General features: G+C 41.5%; 11 protein-coding genes. 3 read left to right on the plus strand and 8 right to left on the minus strand.

What is annotated here, in order from left to right; translation table 11 throughout:
- Positions 1–172 precede the first annotated feature (172 nt).
- Complete coding sequence (locus JFU56_RS15005) at positions 173–796, plus strand: LysE family translocator (RefSeq protein WP_198438099.1); 624 nt, start codon at positions 173–175, stop codon at positions 794–796.
- 35 nt (positions 797–831) lie between these two features.
- Here JFU56_RS15005 and JFU56_RS15010 read toward each other — a convergent pair whose 3' ends face one another.
- Complete coding sequence (locus tag JFU56_RS15010) at positions 832–1,749, minus strand: helix-turn-helix domain-containing protein (protein WP_198438100.1); 918 nt, start codon at positions 1,747–1,749, stop codon at positions 832–834.
- Between the two features lie 188 nt (positions 1,750–1,937).
- Between JFU56_RS15010 and JFU56_RS15015 the strand changes: the two genes are divergently transcribed.
- Complete coding sequence (locus tag JFU56_RS15015; protein ID WP_198438101.1) at positions 1,938–2,846, plus strand: DMT family transporter; 909 nt, start codon at positions 1,938–1,940, stop codon at positions 2,844–2,846.
- 109 nt (positions 2,847–2,955) lie between these two features.
- On the opposite strand, the gene JFU56_RS15020 is transcribed toward JFU56_RS15015, so the two are convergent.
- The 3 genes from JFU56_RS15020 to metA all read right to left on the minus strand — a co-directional run bounded on the left by JFU56_RS15020 (position 2,956) and on the right by metA (position 9,793).
- The gene (locus tag JFU56_RS15020) at positions 2,956–4,857 is read right to left on the minus strand and encodes a methyl-accepting chemotaxis protein (protein WP_198438102.1); all 1,902 of its coding nucleotides are present in this window, start codon (positions 4,855–4,857) and stop codon (positions 2,956–2,958) included.
- A 232-nt stretch (positions 4,858–5,089) separates the two neighbouring features.
- Complete coding sequence (metH, locus tag JFU56_RS15025) at positions 5,090–8,779, minus strand: methionine synthase (RefSeq protein ID WP_198438103.1); 3,690 nt, start codon at positions 8,777–8,779, stop codon at positions 5,090–5,092.
- Between the two features lie 102 nt (positions 8,780–8,881).
- Positions 8,882–9,793 (minus strand): homoserine O-succinyltransferase, encoded by a 912-nt coding sequence (gene metA, locus JFU56_RS15030; RefSeq protein WP_198438104.1) that lies wholly within the window; start codon positions 9,791–9,793, stop codon positions 8,882–8,884.
- A 274-nt stretch (positions 9,794–10,067) separates the two neighbouring features.
- Here metA and JFU56_RS15035 point away from each other — a divergent pair, with 274 nt between their 5' ends.
- Positions 10,068–10,685 carry a trimeric intracellular cation channel family protein gene (locus JFU56_RS15035; RefSeq protein WP_198438105.1) on the plus strand — a complete coding sequence of 206 codons (618 nt, stop codon included), beginning with the start codon at positions 10,068–10,070 and terminating at the stop codon, positions 10,683–10,685.
- A 25-nt stretch (positions 10,686–10,710) separates the two neighbouring features.
- Here the strand turns inward: JFU56_RS15035 and JFU56_RS15040 are convergent, their stop codons facing one another.
- From JFU56_RS15040 to lpdA, 4 genes are all read right to left on the minus strand, one after another.
- Complete coding sequence (locus JFU56_RS15040) at positions 10,711–11,082, minus strand: YacL family protein (protein WP_019442585.1); 372 nt, start codon at positions 11,080–11,082, stop codon at positions 10,711–10,713.
- A 198-nt stretch (positions 11,083–11,280) separates the two neighbouring features.
- A complete protein-coding gene (gene acnB, locus JFU56_RS15045) occupies positions 11,281–13,860 on the minus strand; it encodes a bifunctional aconitate hydratase 2/2-methylisocitrate dehydratase (RefSeq protein WP_198438106.1) in 2,580 nt (859 codons plus the stop codon).
- Between the two features lie 277 nt (positions 13,861–14,137).
- Positions 14,138–16,456: a patatin-like phospholipase family protein gene (locus tag JFU56_RS15050; RefSeq protein ID WP_198438107.1), complete on the minus strand. Its 2,319-nt coding sequence runs from the start codon at positions 16,454–16,456 to the stop codon at positions 14,138–14,140.
- A 293-nt stretch (positions 16,457–16,749) separates the two neighbouring features.
- Positions 16,750–18,180, minus strand: coding sequence for a dihydrolipoyl dehydrogenase (gene lpdA / locus JFU56_RS15055; RefSeq protein ID WP_198438108.1), 1,431 nt, complete (start codon positions 18,178–18,180; stop codon positions 16,750–16,752).
- Between the last annotated feature and the right edge of the window lie 189 nt (positions 18,181–18,369).

Genomic DNA, 18,369 nt, shown 5'->3' on the forward strand with positions numbered 1-18,369 from the left:
CTATATGATGTAGCCTTATTAGCCGTATTTTTATACCTGATAACACCTCGAATACCTTCCCAGTTCGCGAATGAATACCCAACAATATCACCGCCAATGGTGTGATTGTTTAGCCTATAACTTTTAGCCTATAATAAGTGCGACTGTTACCCTACTTTGGAGAATAATAACAATGACGTTAGATACTTGGTTACTTTTTGTTTCGACTATTTTTGTGGTGATCTTGATTCCTGGGCCACTATCAATTTATATGATCACCAACTCGATTTCTTATGGTATCAAGCAAACAGCACCCGCCTTTGCCGGTGGTGTATTAGCGTCATCATTATATTTAATTGCCTCAGCGACGGGGTTAGGTGCATTGATTATTGCCTCAGAAAGCTTATTCTCGGTGATCAAAACCCTCGGTGCACTTTATCTGGTGTATTTAGGGATCAGCACATGGCGTAATGCCAGTCGTGGCGGTAGTATTACGATCACGGAAGAAGTGCAGAAGCCCAATAGCAAAGCCATGTTTAGCAAAGCGTTTTTACTTGGCGCATCAAACCCAAAAGACATTTTGTTTTTTATCGCATTTTTACCACAATTTTTGAATCCAGAAGCGGATTTGTTTCAACAACTAGTGGTGATCGTCAGTACTTGGATTGTGGTCGATTTGATTTGTAAATTACTTTACGGCAGTACTTCGCATGCGATTAAACCAGTATTAACCAGTGCCCGTAACAAGATACGTTTTGATAAAACCGTTGGCAGTATCTTTGTGGCGGCAGGTGCATCGGCCGCATTAATTAAATAGTGCTTAACGGTCTTTAACGATGGCTTTGCGATTGCTTAACTATCACTTAAGCTGCGGTACTGGCGTGGTGAGATTCCCACCAGTTTTTTAAAATAACGTCCCATGTGGCTTTGGTTAGCAAAGCCACACTGTAAGGCAATATCTGCCATACTTACCTGACTATTAACAACACGTAACTTCACTTGTTCAATTCTAATTGCCAACAAATACGCTTGTGGTGTTTGGGCCATGCTCTGTTTGAACATCCGACAAAAATGATATTCACTCAGCTGTGCGAGTTCGGCCAACTCAGCCAGGTAAACCTGACGGTAAAAATTAGCCTGCATGTATTCACAAACTAACGCTGCGACTTTTGGGGACAAGCCCCCCTTAACTGTCGCGGTCAGCTTCGTGATGCCCATGTTCTGTAACATCGATACTAAGATGGTATTGGTTACTTGTTCCATAGCAAGGTGATCATGACCACTGTGCCAATCACTGGTTGCCATACAATGCCGAAACAAGGCTTCAGTAGCCGCGTCGTTGGTAAAGGTCAGTTCCGGTAGTTGTAACATACGCGGATCAATATCAAATACCTTCAGTGCCAGTTGTTTAAGGTAATCATCACTGAAATATAAATGCATAAATTGCTGAGTTTGTCCTAGCTGCCAATGGCTCTCAGAGTCTTTCGGCATCAGACAAAATTTACCCGGCGCGCCAAAACCAGAATCCACATCAGTACGGTGAGTTTCATAACCACCGGACATGTACAAACTCAAGGTATGCTGTTTTTCATTCACATAAAACAAGCGGTCATGTTCATTCTGGTAATGCGCCCACGACAATGCCTCCGTTAATGACGTTTGTCGTAAACAGACCTTACTGGTTGATTGGTCAAAGCTGATTTCATTCGGCTCAAGTAGTGACGAGCTGATATCAAGCCCGACATCCATGAGTGGTTTTATTAAAGGCATAACAAAATATTACCATTAATGGCTGATTGCTCAACTACTGCAGTGATCAAGGTAGGCATTAAACCGCAATATTGTGTTAGTTTTGCCAATATCGTGATATTCCCACGTGCGTAACAGAACCATAATGCAGATTAATTAATGGTAGTCGTCTTTCATGACACCTTCTATATAGTAATAAAGGATCCGCTATGTCAGCCATGCTCTACGTTTCAATGATATTTATTTGGGGGTTTTCGTGGATATCGATCAAGTGGCAACACGGTGATGTACCTATGGAAGTCTCGATATTTTACCGCTTTGCCATTGCCGCAACCGTCATGTTTGTGATTGGTAAACTATGGGGCAAACTACAAACGGTAAGACGCCAAGACCACGCCTACTTAGCGCTGCAAGGTGTGTGTTTGTTTTGCTGTAACTTCCTCGCCTTTTACAGTGCGACTTTGTATATACCGAGTGGCTTAGTCGCGGTATTCATGGCCACGGCACCGGTATTTAATGCCTTTCACAGTAAGCTGTTTTACAAAACCCAAACCAATGCTAATTTTTGGTTAGGGGCGATACTCGGGCTTGTTGGCATTAGCTTGTTATTTGCTGGTGATTTATTACAAACGAATTGGTCGCAAGATACGTTATACGGTTTAATGTTTGCCTTAATCGGAACCTGGTGTTTCTCGATGGGTAATATGCTGAGTATTCGTAATACCAGAAATAATGTGCAGCCTTTTACTGCCACCAGCTACGCCATGGTTTATGGTTGTATTGCGTTATTAGTGATTATCTTAGTCCGTGGCATATCGTTTGAATTTACCCTGACCGCTCAGTACGTCGGCAGCTTATTGTATTTAGCAATCCCTGCCTCGGTACTTGGTTTTACCTGTTATTTGATCTTAGTTGATCGACTCGGCGCCAGTAATGCGGCTTACGTTTTGGTTATCACCCCGATTGTGGCCTTAAGTGTTTCTGCGGTATTTGAAGATTATCATTGGACTATATATTCCACACTGGGGCTGGTATTAGTGATACTCGGTAATGTATTAACCCAACGTAAAAAAGCATTATTTAAACGAATCAAAACGCAGCCTATACCACTAAATTAAGCACACTTATTTTACATCAATTAAGTTAACGCTAAATATAAAAATACCCGTATGATTTATCCATACGGGTATTTTAATTTTCTTTATTTAACTAGTCTAAATTTACCCGTTATATTTTAAATTTCCCTACGATAGCTTCAAGCTGCGTATTGGTGTCGGCGAGTGCCTGACAGTTGCTCAGTTCTTTTTCACCGTTCTCTGTGAGCACTTCAGCCATGTTGGTAATAGCGGTCATATTCTTACTAATATCTTCAGAAACTGCACTTTGTTCCTCAGCGGCAGTGGCAATCTCTATCGCAATATCATTAATGTATGCGATTGATTTAGCCATACTGTCAAGATCCACATTTATTCGCTCAGTGCTTTCAGCAGTATGACTGCAACTCACCTTAATCGTATCCATATTGGTCACTAATCGATTAGCACCTGAGGTCAAAATAGTAAGCATATTGGCAATTTCAGAAGTACTCTCTTGAGTTCGAGCTGCTAGCGCACGAACTTCATCAGCAACGACAGCAAACCCCCGTCCTTGTTCGCCAGCTCGGGCAGCTTCAATTGCTGCATTTAATGCTAACAAGTTGGTCTGGTCCGCAATATCCCCAATTACTTTTAGTAAATTAGCTATGTTGAAGATATTACCGTTCATATTAGTTATATCCCCAGACATAGACTCCACTTCGTCTACTAATGAAGATACAGTCTGAACTGCTTTGGAAACAACCATCTTAGAGGCTTCGGCTTGTTCTTTCGCATTTTGCGTATGACTCGAAGCCTGAGAAGCATGACGAGCGACAGTCTCTGCCGTCACGCTCATTTCGTGAACAGCTGTAACAACTTGATTAGCCTCGTCAAAGTGCAATTGTAATACTTCACTGTTTTTTTCTGACTGGCTAGATAGCTCACTTACTCGGGCTGAGGTATCTAGTGTTGTTTGCGCAACTTCTTGCATCATACTTTGCAGATTACCAATAAAAGTATTGATACCCAATGATATTTGTCCCAGATCATCTTTGCTTTTTACTTCAAGGCGACGAGTAAGGTCACCCGTACCCATCGACAGGTCAAGAACAGTGTCTTTAAGCGCTAGGATAGGTTTGTACAATCGATTTAATATTATTAGTACGATAGCGATGGCGATAAGTATCACAATGAATGAGGTGATAATCGTCTGAACTAACTCAGCTTCTAAATCGGAGTACATCACCGAATCAGCAATACCAACATAGATAAACCAACGACTATTACCGGGCAATTTCACATCAGAGAAATAGGCATGTTTTTTTACGCCTTCCCATTGATAGTCTGCGACACCATTACCTTGTTCTGTCATCTTTTGTTCTAGCGCTGGGAGGTCAAAATAGATGCCAATGTCATCGCCAGGGTCTGTAGAAGCAAGTTGAGTAAACTTATCATCAAGCACAAGTAATACAGCACCAGGGAAATCAACTTGCGAGATAATATCGTTGAGAATATCAAGAGATATGTCACCAGCAACGACGCCTCGATTACCGATTGGGCTTGCTAAACTTATCATTAACCCGCCAGTAGTATCATCAGTATAAATATCCGTCAGGATGGTAGACTGTTTAGTAAGCGCATTTTTATACCAATCTCGCGTTCTTGGATCATAATCACTCACGTCAAATACGCCATTGTTTCCTCCGGAATCACCAAAAGCACGTCCATCGCTATAACCGACAGTAAAACTGGCATATCTAGCTGATTTAGTAACCATTTTAGCCACATTCACATAATCAGCATCCGAGTGTTCGCCTTCAAAGTAAATACGGCTGGATTCTAACGCATCAACCCAAGAATTTATCTTTAGTTCCACTTTATTTGAAGCATTATCTACGATGATCCGCGACATGCTTTCAATAGAAGCCATTTGTTGGGTCTTAAATTTATCATAAGACAACCAATTAAAGATTAATAAGGCGACTGATACTAAGATAGTCATGGTTAAGACAAGCCGTTGTTTGAAACCAAGGCTTTGTAGTGATAAAGGCATTCGCTGATCCCCTAGTTATAACAGATGTTATAGCTACTCGAATTACTGACAGAGAGGCTAATTTTCATTCAATGCTAACAGCCCAATGAATTACAAGTAACATCTTAAAGGCGAATCAACTTACCTTCTGAGACTTTCATTATATTTTTGACTATCTTTTAAACTATTTTAAAGAATATAGTTACTTAAAAACAGCCACAAACAGTATTTGTGGCATGCCAAGGTAACAAGTTTAATCCGGTGCATAACCCAAGTTAGGTCCTAACCAACGTTCGGCTTCTTCAAGCGTCATGTTTTTACGTTCGGCATAGTCTTTCACTTGGTCTTCTTGAATCGATGCAACTGCAAAGTAACGTGATTCAGGGTGAGAGAATATCCAACCTGAAACCGCCGCACCCGGCCACATAGCGTAAGATGATGTCAGTTTCATGCCAATACTTTCTGGGTCTAATAGATCCCAAATAGCGCCTTTCTCGGTATGTTCAGGACAAGCTGCATAACCTGGTGCCGGGCGAATACCTTGGTATTTTTCACGGATCAGATCATCATTATTCCACTCTTCTGTTGGCGTGAAGCCCCACTCTTCTTTACGCACTAATTCATGCATGCACTCTGCCATTGCTTCCGCTAAACGGTCACACACAGATTGCACGAGAATAGCATTATAATCATCTTCAATACCTTTGAAGTAATTTGCCATGTCATCTTCACCGATGCCACCGGTTACCGCAAATGCACCAATGTAATCGAATTTACCCGACTCTTTCGGCGCGACAAAATCCGCTAAACAATTATTATACTGCCCAGGTTTCTTCTTAGTTTGCTGACGTAAATGCTCAAGGCGTTTTAATACCTTGGTACGTGTTTCATCGGTATATACTTCAACAGTATCGCTATTCACTGTATTTGCAGGGAACAGACCAATAACGCCATTAACGCCCACTTCATTTGACTCTTGTAAACGGTCCAGCATCGCATTGGCATCGTTAAACAAACTTGTCGCTTGCTCTCCCACTACTTCATCGGTGAGGATGCGAGGGTATTTACCCGCCAATGTCCATGTCATGAAGAATGGTGTCCAATCGATATACTTACGCAGTTCTGCAATTGAATAGTTAATGTATTTTTGCACACCCAGAGTTTTAGGCACAGGCGGCGTATAGTTAACCCAATCAATCGGCGCTTTGTTCGCACGCGCAACATCTAATGTAACAGGCGCACTACGCGGACGTTTACGTGCATGCTGTTCACGCGCCACTTCATATTCTTTGGCCATACGCGCAACCAATTCAGGTTTTTTCGTTTCCGATAATAATGCTGAAACCACACCAACGGCACGTGATGCATTAGAGACATAAATCACTGGTTCATCGTAGTTTTGTTCAATCTTAACCGCGGTATGTGCTTTTGATGTTGTCGCGCCGCCAATCAAAATGGGCAGTTTAAATCCTTTACGTTTGCATTCTTTCGCAACGTGTACCATTTCATCTAATGATGGCGTGATAAGGCCTGACAAACCAATAATGTCGCAATTTTCTTCTACGGCTTTTTTCAAAATGTCATCGCAAGATACCATCACCCCCATATCAACGATTTCATAGTTATTACACTGCAGTACCACGCCGACGATATTTTTACCAATATCATGCACATCGCCTTTCACTGTCGCTAATAAGATCTTACCGTTTGAAGAACCTTTTTGTTTTGACTCTTCAATATACGGGTTTAAATAAGCCACAGCACGTTTCATGACTCGGGCTGATTTAACCACCTGCGGTAAGAACATTTTACCGGCACCGAACAAATCACCAACGGTATTCATGCCGTCCATCAGTGGCCCTTCAATCACCTCTAATGGCAATGTTGCTTTTTGACGAGCTTCTTCTGTATCTTCTTCAATAAATTCAGTAATGCCCTTAACTAACGCGTGTTCTAAACGTTTGTTAACTTCAAAACTACGCCATTCTTGGGTTTCAGCTTCAACTTCAACACCTGAATCACGGTATTTATCTGCAATATCTAATAGTGCTTCCGTACCTTCAGGTGTGCGGTTAAGAATGACGTCTTCAACGCGGTCTAATAATTCTTTTGGTAGGTCATCGTAAATCGCAAGCTGCCCGGCATTCACAATCCCCATATCCATGCCTTCTCGGATACAGTAATACAAAAACACCGCGTGGATTGCCTCACGTAATGGATTGTTACCACGGAACGAGAAAGAAACGTTAGACACACCACCCGAGATCATCGCATGGGGTAATTCACGTTTAATGTCTTTTACTGCTTCGATGAAATCCACCGCATAGTTATTATGCTCATCGATACCAGTTGCAACGGCAAAGATATTTGGATCGAAGATAATGTCTTCTGGTGGGTAATTTAATTCATGTACTAGGATATCGTAAGAACGCTTACAGATCTGAAACTTACGCTCTTGGGTATCCGCTTGACCATCTTCATCAAACGCCATTACGATCATTGCAGCACCATAACGACGAATTAAAGTCGCTTGGCGGCGGAAGTTTTCTTCGCCTTCTTTTAATGAAATAGAGTTAACAATGGCTTTACCCTGAACGCACTTAAGGCCAGCTTCAAGAATTTCCCATTTCGATGAGTCGACCATGATCGGCACTTTCGATATTTCAGGCTCGGCGGCAACAAGGTTTAAGAAACGCTGCATACAATGCAGTGAATCCAGCATACCTTCATCCATGTTGATATCAATAATCTGCGCGCCTGATTCTACTTGCTGCTGCGCAACATGCAGGGCTTCGTCGTAATTTTCTTCTTTAATAAGACGCTTGAAACGTGCTGAACCGGTCACGTTAGTTCGTTCACCGACGTTAATAAACAGACTATCTTTATTAATCGTTAACGGCTCTAAACCACTTAAGCGACACGCAATTTCAATCTCTGGTAATGCGCGAGGAGCTACGCCTTCAACGGCATCAGCCATCGCTTTAATGTGTTCAGGCGTGGTACCGCAACAACCGCCGACCATATTTAAGAAACCAGATTCAGCCCACTCCTTAATATGGACAGCCATGTCTTCTGCGCTTAAATCGTATTCACCAAAAGCATTAGGTAAACCAGCATTGGGATGCGCTGTCACATAACTCTCTGAGATACGCGAAAGCTCGGCAACATATTGACGTAATTCATCAGGTCCTAACGCACAGTTAAGACCAAAGGTAATAGGTTCAGCGTGACGTAGTGAGTTATAGAATGCTTCTGTTGTTTGACCTGTTAATGTACGACCGGATGCATCAGTGATCGTACCCGAGATCATGATAGGTAACTCTATACCTAATTCTTCGTATACGGTTTTAACCGCAAATACAGCGGCTTTCGCATTCAAAGTATCAAACACCGTCTCAATCAGAATAATGTCTGAACCGCCTTCGATTAACGCTTTGGTTGATTCGATATACGCTTCAACCATGAGATCGAAAGAGGTATTACGGAATGCAGGATCATTTACATCAGGAGAAATAGAACAAGTACGGTTTGTTGGGCCTAATACACCTGCAACAAAACGGGGACGATCTGGATTTTCTGCGGTTTTTTCATCAGCAACTCGACGAGCAATACGCGCCGCTTCACGATTGATCTCTGCTGACAATGATTCCATATCATAATCAGCCATCGCAATCGTGGTGGCATTGAAAGTGTTGGTTTCGAGGATGTCCGCACCAGCATCAAGGTATTCTTGGTGAATATCGGCAATCAGCTGTGGTTTACTTAATACCAGTAAATCATTGTTACCTTTGACGTCGCAATGCCAATCAGCAAAGCGTTCACCACGGTAATCAGCTTCTTCTAATTTATAGTCTTGGATCATCGTCCCCATGCCACCATCGATAAGCATGATACGTTTTTTTAATTGCTGTTCTAGTTGCTGTTGATTTTTTATAGTAGCCACAAGATCCCTCGTTTAATTTACTGCAGACTCAGTCCTGAGTCATATTATTTGATACTAATCTATTTGTTCGACTTTCTATTCGACTAGCTGCTCGAACGGCATTTATAGATCGTTTAAGTCATATGGCGTTTGTTGATAAACATAATAGTTTAACCAATTGCTATAAAGCAGATTACCATGACTGCGCCAAGTAACAAGAGGGGCATTTTCAGCATTATCCTCTTTATAATAATTCGCTGGTACTTCGGCTTCAACGCCATCAGCAACATCACGCATATATTCCTGATGTAAGGTATCAGCACTGTACTCTGGGTGACCGGTGACAAATACCTGACGGAAATCAGCTGAAGCAGCTAAATACACGCCAGTTTCAGCATTGGCAGCTAAAATATTAAGATCGGTACCAGCAAACATATCTTTTGAAAAATTAGCATAACGCGACATCGGAACAGGGAATTCATCATCAAAGCCGCGGACTAATGGATTATGACGGTGGAAGGTTTGTTGTGGATACACACCCGAAAATTTCTGTTCGTGTACTTTTTTATCAATACCATGCAGTACTTTTAATGCTGCTTGTGCTGCCCAACATAAAAACAGTGTTGATACTACGTGCGTTTTAGACCAATGAATGATCTCTTCTATTTGTGGCCAATACGCCACATCTTCATGGCCGACTAAGCCTAACGGAGCACCAGTAATAATTAAACCATCGTAATTGTTATGGCGAATACGTTCGAAGTCGTGATAAAACTCATCAATGTGTTCTTGTGGGGTATTCTTAGAGGCACGGTAATCAATACGTAATAGCTCTACATTTACTTGCAGTGGCGTATTCGATAACAACCGTAAAATTTGGTTTTCAGTCTCAATCTTCTTCGGCATAAGGTTAAGAACAACAACCTGCAGCGGTCTAATTTCTTGCTTGGTTGCACGCGACTCTAGCATCACAAAAATATTCTCGTTACCTAATATTTCTGCCGCTGGTAGTCCGTCTTTAATTCTAATTGGCATTATTCCCATCCTTAAGTAATACATTAGCCATCCAGAAGTCTACCTTAATTATCTAACCTTTGTAAGTCTTGTCGCTGATTAAAATAGTCCATTACCTTGCTTTACACTTTGAAACGCACAAAATGCTGACCGCTCGCTCAGTTTCTGCTGCCTATCGCTTGTTATTCAGTTGACCATAATCATGTTTATATATAGGATCGCCTCCTTGCAAGGAACGCGGCCTATTTCTCATGGATTCATCACTTACCTATTTTCAAGCTAAAGGTCTGCAAAAATGCTCACTTATATCTATTTAATTGCCATCACTGCCGAAGCTATGTCCGGCGCATTAATGGCGGGTCGTCGTAATATGGACATCTTTGGTGTGGCCGTGATTGCCTTTGTCACTGCGCTTGGTGGCGGTACGGTACGTGATGTATTATTAGGTAACTTCCCAATTTCTTGGACCCAACATCCTCACTATGTGTATATCACTATATGTGCGGGTTTGTTTACCATTCTGATTGCCAAACACATGAACCATTTACGCCGCTTATTCTTAGTACTCGATGCGCTTGGTCTGATTGCATTTACTATTATTGGCTGTAATGTGGCGATGAAACTCGGTTATCACCCAACCGTGATAATTATGGCGGGCATGATAACGGGTATTTGTGGCGGGGTCTTACGTGACTTACTCTGCAACCGCACTCCGGTGGTGTTCAGCAAAGAAATATACGCGGGTATATCATTGTTAGTAGCTCTACTTTATCTCGGTTTAGAGCACTTTGGTGTTGACCACAATATCACCCTTATCGTGGCTTTCAGTGTTGGTGTTACTTTGCGTTTATGTGCTATTTATTGGAAATGGTCATTACCAACCTTTAGTTACACATCAGAAGAATGGGACTAAATGGCTCTTAATTGTACTAAATGTACTAGCGCTGACTAAAAAACGCTAACCAGGCTTGGAGTATGATCTCAAAATCTTCCAAGCCACAAACTGCCACCGTTTCCGCATCATAAAAATTCATATCGTCATCTAGCTCTTCGCCCGAGTCAATTAACTCCGAATTCATACAAGCACAAACATCTTCTTGCGTCATCGTTAACGTCATCTCATCTCCGACTAAACGATACTCTTGTTTTTTACGTGCTTTTAATAAATCTATTTCAGCTTGAATCAACGCAATAGTGGCTTTATCCGTGCCTAAAGTGCCCTGGATCCAACTACCCAGTGCCGTCTGTTCCATTGAAATTATTACGCGGTAAGTATCTGTTAGGGTATCTTTTCGAAATTCAAAATCCACGGTTATGCCTGCTTATTCGTTAAGGGGTTCATAGCTTAATAATAGGGTAATAGCTTGATAGGTTTGCAAGGGAGGGATTGTAGCAAAAAATAGCAGAAACAAAAACGGCTCCCTATCAAGGGAGCCGTTTCATACACTTATTTTGTTCTATTCGAGTTAGCTAATTAACGATACAGTCGTCACTGTATCATCTATTAATTAAACCGCTTCTTGAACAATTACTTCGTTCGCTTTCTCGATATAAGAAGCAATTTTATCGAAGTTTAAGTAACGGTAAGTATCTGCAGCCGTTGCATCAAGTTCAGACGCTAGTTCCATGTACTCAGCCACAGTTGGGATACGACCTTTAATTGCTGCTACAGCAGCAACTTCAGCTGAACTCAAATAAACATTAGCACCAGTACCTAAACGGTTCGGGAAGTTACGTGTTGAAGTCGAAACAACCGTGGTGTTATCACCTACGCGAGCTTGGTTACCCATACACAGTGAACAACCAGGCATTTCAGTACGAGCGCCCGCTTTACCGAAGATTGAGTAGTAACCTTCGTCACTTAATTGTGCGGCATCCATACGCGTTGGTGGTGTTACCCACATGCGTGTTGGTAGTGAACCGTTGAATTTCTCCAATAGTTTACCTGCAGCGCGGAAGTGACCGATGTTAGTCATACATGAACCAACGAATACTTCGTCGATTTCAACGCCTGCAACATCAGATAATAATTTCACATCATCAGGGTCATTTGGACAAGCTAAGATAGGTTCTTTCACGTCAGCTAAGTCAATCTCGATGATCTCGGCATATTCAGCGTCAGCATCAGCTTCAAGCAATTGTGGATCTGCAATCCATGCTTTCATTTCAGCAACACGACGAGCAATCGTTTTCGGATCGCCATAACCTTCAGCAATCATCCAGTTTAACATCACGATGTTAGACTCTAGATATTCAATGATCGGTGCTTCGCTAAGTTTGATTGAACAACCTGCAGCAGAACGCTCTGCAGATGCATCTGATAATTCGAATGCTTGCTCAACTTTCAGCTCTGGTAAACCTTCAATTTCTAGTACACGACCAGAGAATGCATTGATTTTACCTTCTTTAGCAACAGTCAGTAGACCTTTCTGGATAGCGTAATAAGGGATAGCATTAACAAGATCACGTAATGTGATACCCGGTTGTAGTTCACCTTTAAAACGTACCAAGATAGATTCAGGCATATCAAGTGGCATAACACCTGTAGCCGCGGCGAATGCAACCAGACCTGAGCCCGCAGGGAATGAAATACCTAATGGGAAACGCGTATGTGAATCACCACCAGTACCGACAGTATCTGGTAATAACATACGGTTTAACCATGAGTGAATAACACCATCACCCGGACGTAAAGAAACACCCGCACGGTTACGAATAAAGTCTGGTAACGTATGGTGAGTTTGTACATCAACTGGTTTTGGATAAGCAGCAGTATGGCAGAAAGACTGCATTACTAGGTCTGCAGAGAAACCAAGACAAGCTAAATCTTTCAGTTCATCACGTGTCATTGGACCCGTAGTATCTTGAGAGCCAACTGTGGTCATTTTCGGTTCACAGTACTGGTCAGGACGAACGCCCGTCACACCACATGCTTTACCAACCATTTTCTGCGCTAAAGAATAACCTTTAGTCGATGCTGCAACATCTTTCGGTAGACGGAATACCGTCGAATCTTCCAGACCTAATGCAGCACGCGCACGTGTTGTTAAACCACGACCAATGATCAGTGGAATACGACCACCAGCACGAACTTCATCAAGAATTACATCAGTTTTGATTTTGAATTCTGTAATTGCAGCGCCAGTATCGTTAGCTTTAACCACGCCTTGATAAGGATAAATATCAATCACGTCGCCAGTGCTTAAATCACTTACATCAAACTCTAACGGTAATGCACCTGAATCTTCCATCGTGTTGAAGAAGATTGGCGCGATTTTAGAACCGATACAAACACCACCGCCACGTTTATTAGGCACGAATGGGATATCATCACCCATGCACCATAACACTGAGTTAGTTGCTGATTTACGTGAAGAACCGGTACCAACAACATCACCAACGTAAGCCACTGGGTGACCTTTTTCTTTTAATTCTTCAATTGCTTGTAGTGGTGTAGCAGAAACACCTTCACGCTCATTTTTAAGCATAGCAAGTGCATGTAGCGGGATATCTGGACGAGACCATGCATCTGGTGCAGGTGATAGATCATCGGTATTTGTTTCGCCAGGTACTTTAAATACCGTCACTGTAATTTTTTCAGCAACTTCAGGTTTACTTAGGAACCATTCCGCATCAGCCCAAGATTGCATTACTTGTTGTGCGAATTTATTACCTGCTTTTGCTTTTTCTTCAACAGTATAGAAAGCATCAAACATTAATAGTGTGTGTGATAAGCCTGTTGCAGCAATAGGAGCAAGCGTATCAACATCAAGTAATTCAACTAATGTTTCGATGTTATAACCACCTTGCATAGTGCCAAGTAGTTCAGTTGCACGTTCTGCAGATAAGATAGGTGATGTTGCTTCACCTTTAACAATCGCCGTTAAAAAGCCAGCTTTTACATAAGCAGCTTCATCCACACCTGGTGGTACGCGATTCGTTAAAAGATCTAAAATGAATTCTTCTTCGCCAGCGATTGGTGCTTTAACCAATTCAACTAGACCTGCAACTTGTTCAGCATCAAGAGGTTTAGGTACAACCCCATCAGCGGCACGTTCTTCGACATGTTTACGATAAGCTTTTAGCACAACACATTCCTCTTATTTTATGCCACCCATGGTGGACATCCTTGTTATATTTAACCCTAACTTAGTAATTTTTTATGTGAGTTCAACGGTTATTTATGTGAACTCAGCAATAATAAAGTTAAAGCCTCTTGCAGAGTGTTCACAAATATAACATTTTTAACCTAAAATTAAAATTAAAGCAGCATGTGCATCAGGACTTTTACATAAATACTCAACATTCATCAAACTTATGATGGGAAAGTCATAACTAATCTACGTGAATAGTTATGACTCATATCTAGAAATTATTACCTATAAACAGATAACCAGAGGCATGGCCACCTTCGGCATAACCATACGACAACATCACCGGACCAATACCAGTATCTAGCGCGACAAACACACTGCCCGCAGAAATGGTCGAATCAAAACTGATGTCATCAGTGTCGTTCCACACATTACCTTGCTCGATTGAAGCGCCTAAATAAAGGGGTAATGAGAAAGCGCCAAAATTGTTATCCAATAAACGATGGCGATAAATTAATGCCACCAATCCTTTATGATTACCTGTAAGTTCGTTAATACCATAACCCGACAAATTCTGGAAACCACCAATACCAACTTCAAACGTCGGTGAAATAGGCGGTCCATCATAACTGGCAACCGATGCTTTAAGCTCAAAGGTAGAGCGATCGAAAGAGACCGCATTACGCCAGTCTAAGCTGAAGAAGATATTATTTTCGTTACTATTTAAATAATCACCAGTATCAATGTAAACATCTGCATCTAACTTAAACCCTTTTGTTGGGAACGAAATATTATCAAACGAATCCAAACGGGTTTTTACATACCAGCCTTGGCTATCAAAATCGCTATCAATAGTGGTTCCAATGATTTCCGCAGTACCGGACTGATAATAGCTACCAACCGCAATCTGCATCCACTCAAACGGGATAACACCTAATTCAGCATATACGCCAACTTGCTCTGTTTTAACTGGAAAATATTCAAAAGTAGAAGTAATCGGCGTAAGCCCCGGATCATTCGCAGAGCCTAAATAGAGCTTACTTTCATAGTTTTCTAAACGTATGCCGGTTTTAAAGAAAAAGTATTGGTTATAATCAATTGGAGAGTAAAATTCAGTACTGATATTTGAGTCCGAACCATACACTAATTCAGTACGCCATTCCCCACCCAGTCGATTCAAATCACTCAAAATATATTGTAAACCGATTTGCTGGCTATCATCACTGGTTGTTGATTGTTGAATGTTGAATTTAAAATCCACATAGCCCGGCCCCCAACTTTTCTCTACCACATTAACCTGTAAATCATGTACGCCATTTTTATCGGTGATGCTGTAATCTATTTTTTGAAACAGGTTTAATGCATAGAGTTCATCAATTTTCTGCTCTAATTCTGCGACCGAGACCTTATCCCCTTTTTTTATATTTAACTTGTTTTCGATCACTCTTGGGCTCAGGCGGGTATCGGTATTAATATTAATGCTATTGATGTCAATCATATCAATTTGAGCTAGTTGCTGCTTTTTAATCGCTTTTTGCTGTTGGTATACAGCATAATCGGCATCTGATAGTGATAATGCTGTTAACTTGGCACTGGCATAACCCGCCGCTTTTTCACCTCGATCTACCGCGTCAGGCATTAAATCAAAATCAGCCGTACCAATGCCATCAATATCAGGACTCAAGAGAATATCGCGCTCAGTTAATTTAAGGATCTGTTCGTTAGCACTGGTACGTGTCATTGAGCTTGATAGCTGATCAAAGATAAGAAAGGCACTGGTGATCTCTTCTTGGCTATAAAGTTGTGAGCCAATATCAACCGCAATAATGATGTCTGCGCCCATATCTTTTAATACACCAATAGGTAAATTATTCACCATACCACCGTCAACAAGGTGCTGCCCATCAATCAATACTGGCGTCAAAGCACCAGGAATAGACATGCTAGCCTGCATCACTTTAGATAAATCGCCACGCTCTAATACCACTTCACGCATGGTTTCGACATTAGTGGCAATGGCGCGATAAGGGATCGGCAGTAAATCAAAATGATTCACATAAGGTAGGCTATTGGTAGATAATCGTAATAATTTTGCCATGCCTTGGCCTTGAACAAAGCCAGACGGAAATTCAATACTGGTACCATCGAAACCGATGTCAGTCTGAATTTGAAATATATCCTGACGCTGCTTCTCACGTATCGACAGCTTCTCGCGCGGCACATCATCGTTATAACCTTGGCTCCAGTCATATTCGGCTAATATCAGCTCTATTTCTGCCGTTGAACGGCCCATGGCATACATACCACCAATAAATGACCCCATACTGGTACCAGAAACATAATCAACAGGGATATTGTGTTTTTCTAAATACTTAATCACCCCTAAATGCGCAGCACCTTTCGCACCACCGCCACTTAAGGCAAGGCCAATTTGGGGACGTGTTTTTTCACTCACAGAAACAGTAGTTGGAGTTGAGGTAGAAATACCATCTGCGGCTGTAGCAGTGCTTAAATGAAGACTAATGAAAGCGAGAAGTAACCCATTCATCATTGTAAATGAAGAACCAAAAATCCGTTTAACCTGAAACATAGTTTAATGACGCTCCTAAAAATTAATCCATCCCATCCACTGGGAACAACACGTTATATTCAATAAAATGTATCTATATACCCAACTATATTAGCAACTTCTGTTTTAAAATGCCTAATACCAATGACATAAAATAACCGAACAAGCATTTTGTTGGCTAGAACAGAAATAACAGACATAAAAAAAGCGAACAAGCATTTTGTTGGCTAGAACAGAAATAACAGACATAAAAAAAGCGACCCTAAGGTCGCTTTTCGTTATGACAATAAAAAGTTAACGATTAACTCGCTAAATTATTTTCTTTTTACCGCTTTTGCATTAGGAAGATCTGTAATAGAACCTTCATAAATTTCTGCAGCCATACCAACTGATTCGTGTAACGTTGGGTGCGCATGAATTGTTAATGCGATATCTTCTGCATCACAACCCATTTCAATTGCTAGACAAACTTCACCTAGTAATTCACCAGCGTTAGTACCAACCATAGCACCACCGATGATACGGTTAGTGTCTTTGTTGAATAATAACTTAGTCATACCGTTAGATGCGTCAGAAGCAATCGCACGACCTGATGCAGCCCAAGGGAATACAGCAGCTTCGTAGTTTACGCCTTGCTCTTTCGCTTCTTTCTCAGTTAGACCTGCCCACGCCATTTCTGGTTCAGTGTAAGCAATTGATGGAATAACTTTAGGATCGAAGAAGTGTTTCTTGCCAGCAATGTTTTCTGCAGCAACGTGACCTTCATGCACACCTTTATGCGCCAACATAGGTTGACCAACGATATCGCCGATTGCAAAGATGTGTGGAACGTTCGTGCTCATGGTTTTATTTGTTTCAATAAAGCCACGTTCAGTTACATTAATACCCGCTTTCTCAGCATTTAAGCCAAGACCGTTTGGTACACGACCAACAGCAACAAGCACAGCGTCATAACGTACTGGTTCAGCAGGCGCTTTTTTGCCTTCAAATGTAACGTATAAGCCGTCTTCTTTCGCGTCAACAGCCGTTACTTTTGTGCTTAGCATTACGTTAAATTTGTTTTTAACTGCTTTAGCATAAATTTTAACGATGTCTTTATCCGCTGCAGGCACTAATTGATCTGCAAACTCAACAACGTCAATATCAGAACCTAGTGCAGAGTACACAGTACCCATTTCTAGACCGATAATACCACCACCAAGAACAAGTAATTTACCAGGAACTTCTTTAAGTTCTAGTGCATCAGTTGAATCCCAAACGCGTGGATCTTCATGCGGGATGAATGGTAGTTTAACTGGGCGAGAACCCGCTGCAATGATTGCATTATCAAAGGTAACAGTTGTAACGTTACCGTCACGGTCTGTTGCTTCGATAGTGTTAGCGCCAGTAAATTGTGCTAAACCTTCAACCACTTTAACTTTACGCATCTTAGCCATACCGCCAAGACCACCTGTTAATTGACCAACAACTTTTTCTTTCCATGAACGGATTTTAGTGATGTCAGTTTGTGGTGCGCCGAACACGATACCGTGATCTGCTAATGATTTTGCTTCTTCGATTACTTTAGCTACGTGTAGTAAAGCTTTTGAAGGGATACAACCAACGTTAAGACAAACACCACCTAGGGTGTTGTAACGTTCGATGATTACAGTTTCTAAACCTAAATCTGCAGCACGGAATGCAGCAGAGTAGCCCGCAGGACCAGCGCCAAGTACTACTACTTGAGCTTTAACTTCATTACTCATTATGACCTCGTTGTCATTTAATTATCTGGAATGGCGGTTACCTCACTCAGAGGCACAATTTAAAGCTTCTGAGTAATGATGTTCGAATCCAGATAATTTTACATATATGTTAAATAAATGAGAAGTAAAAAGAGTTAAAACATTGCAAAAATGCGATAACTCTTCTGATTAAATACCGAAACTTCTCTT

It is taken from the genome of Moritella sp. F3, from assembly GCF_015082335.1.
Lineage (GTDB): Bacteria > Pseudomonadota > Gammaproteobacteria > Enterobacterales > Moritellaceae > Moritella.

Coding starts and splice junctions, on each gene's coding strand:
- JFU56_RS15015 (WP_198438101.1), top strand. CDS start 1,938: ATGTCAGCCATGCTCTACGTTTCAATGATATTTATTTGGGGGTTTTCG.
- metA (WP_198438104.1), bottom strand. CDS start 9,793: ATGCCAATTAGAATTAAAGACGGACTACCAGCGGCAGAAATATTAGGT.
- JFU56_RS15035 (WP_198438105.1), top strand. CDS start 10,068: ATGCTCACTTATATCTATTTAATTGCCATCACTGCCGAAGCTATGTCC.
- JFU56_RS15020 (WP_198438102.1), bottom strand. CDS start 4,857: ATGCCTTTATCACTACAAAGCCTTGGTTTCAAACAACGGCTTGTCTTA.
- lpdA (WP_198438108.1), bottom strand. CDS start 18,180: ATGAGTAATGAAGTTAAAGCTCAAGTAGTAGTACTTGGCGCTGGTCCT.
- JFU56_RS15050 (WP_198438107.1), bottom strand. CDS start 16,456: ATGTTTCAGGTTAAACGGATTTTTGGTTCTTCATTTACAATGATGAAT.
- JFU56_RS15010 (WP_198438100.1), bottom strand. CDS start 1,749: ATGCCTTTAATAAAACCACTCATGGATGTCGGGCTTGATATCAGCTCG.
- JFU56_RS15005 (WP_198438099.1), top strand. CDS start 173: ATGACGTTAGATACTTGGTTACTTTTTGTTTCGACTATTTTTGTGGTG.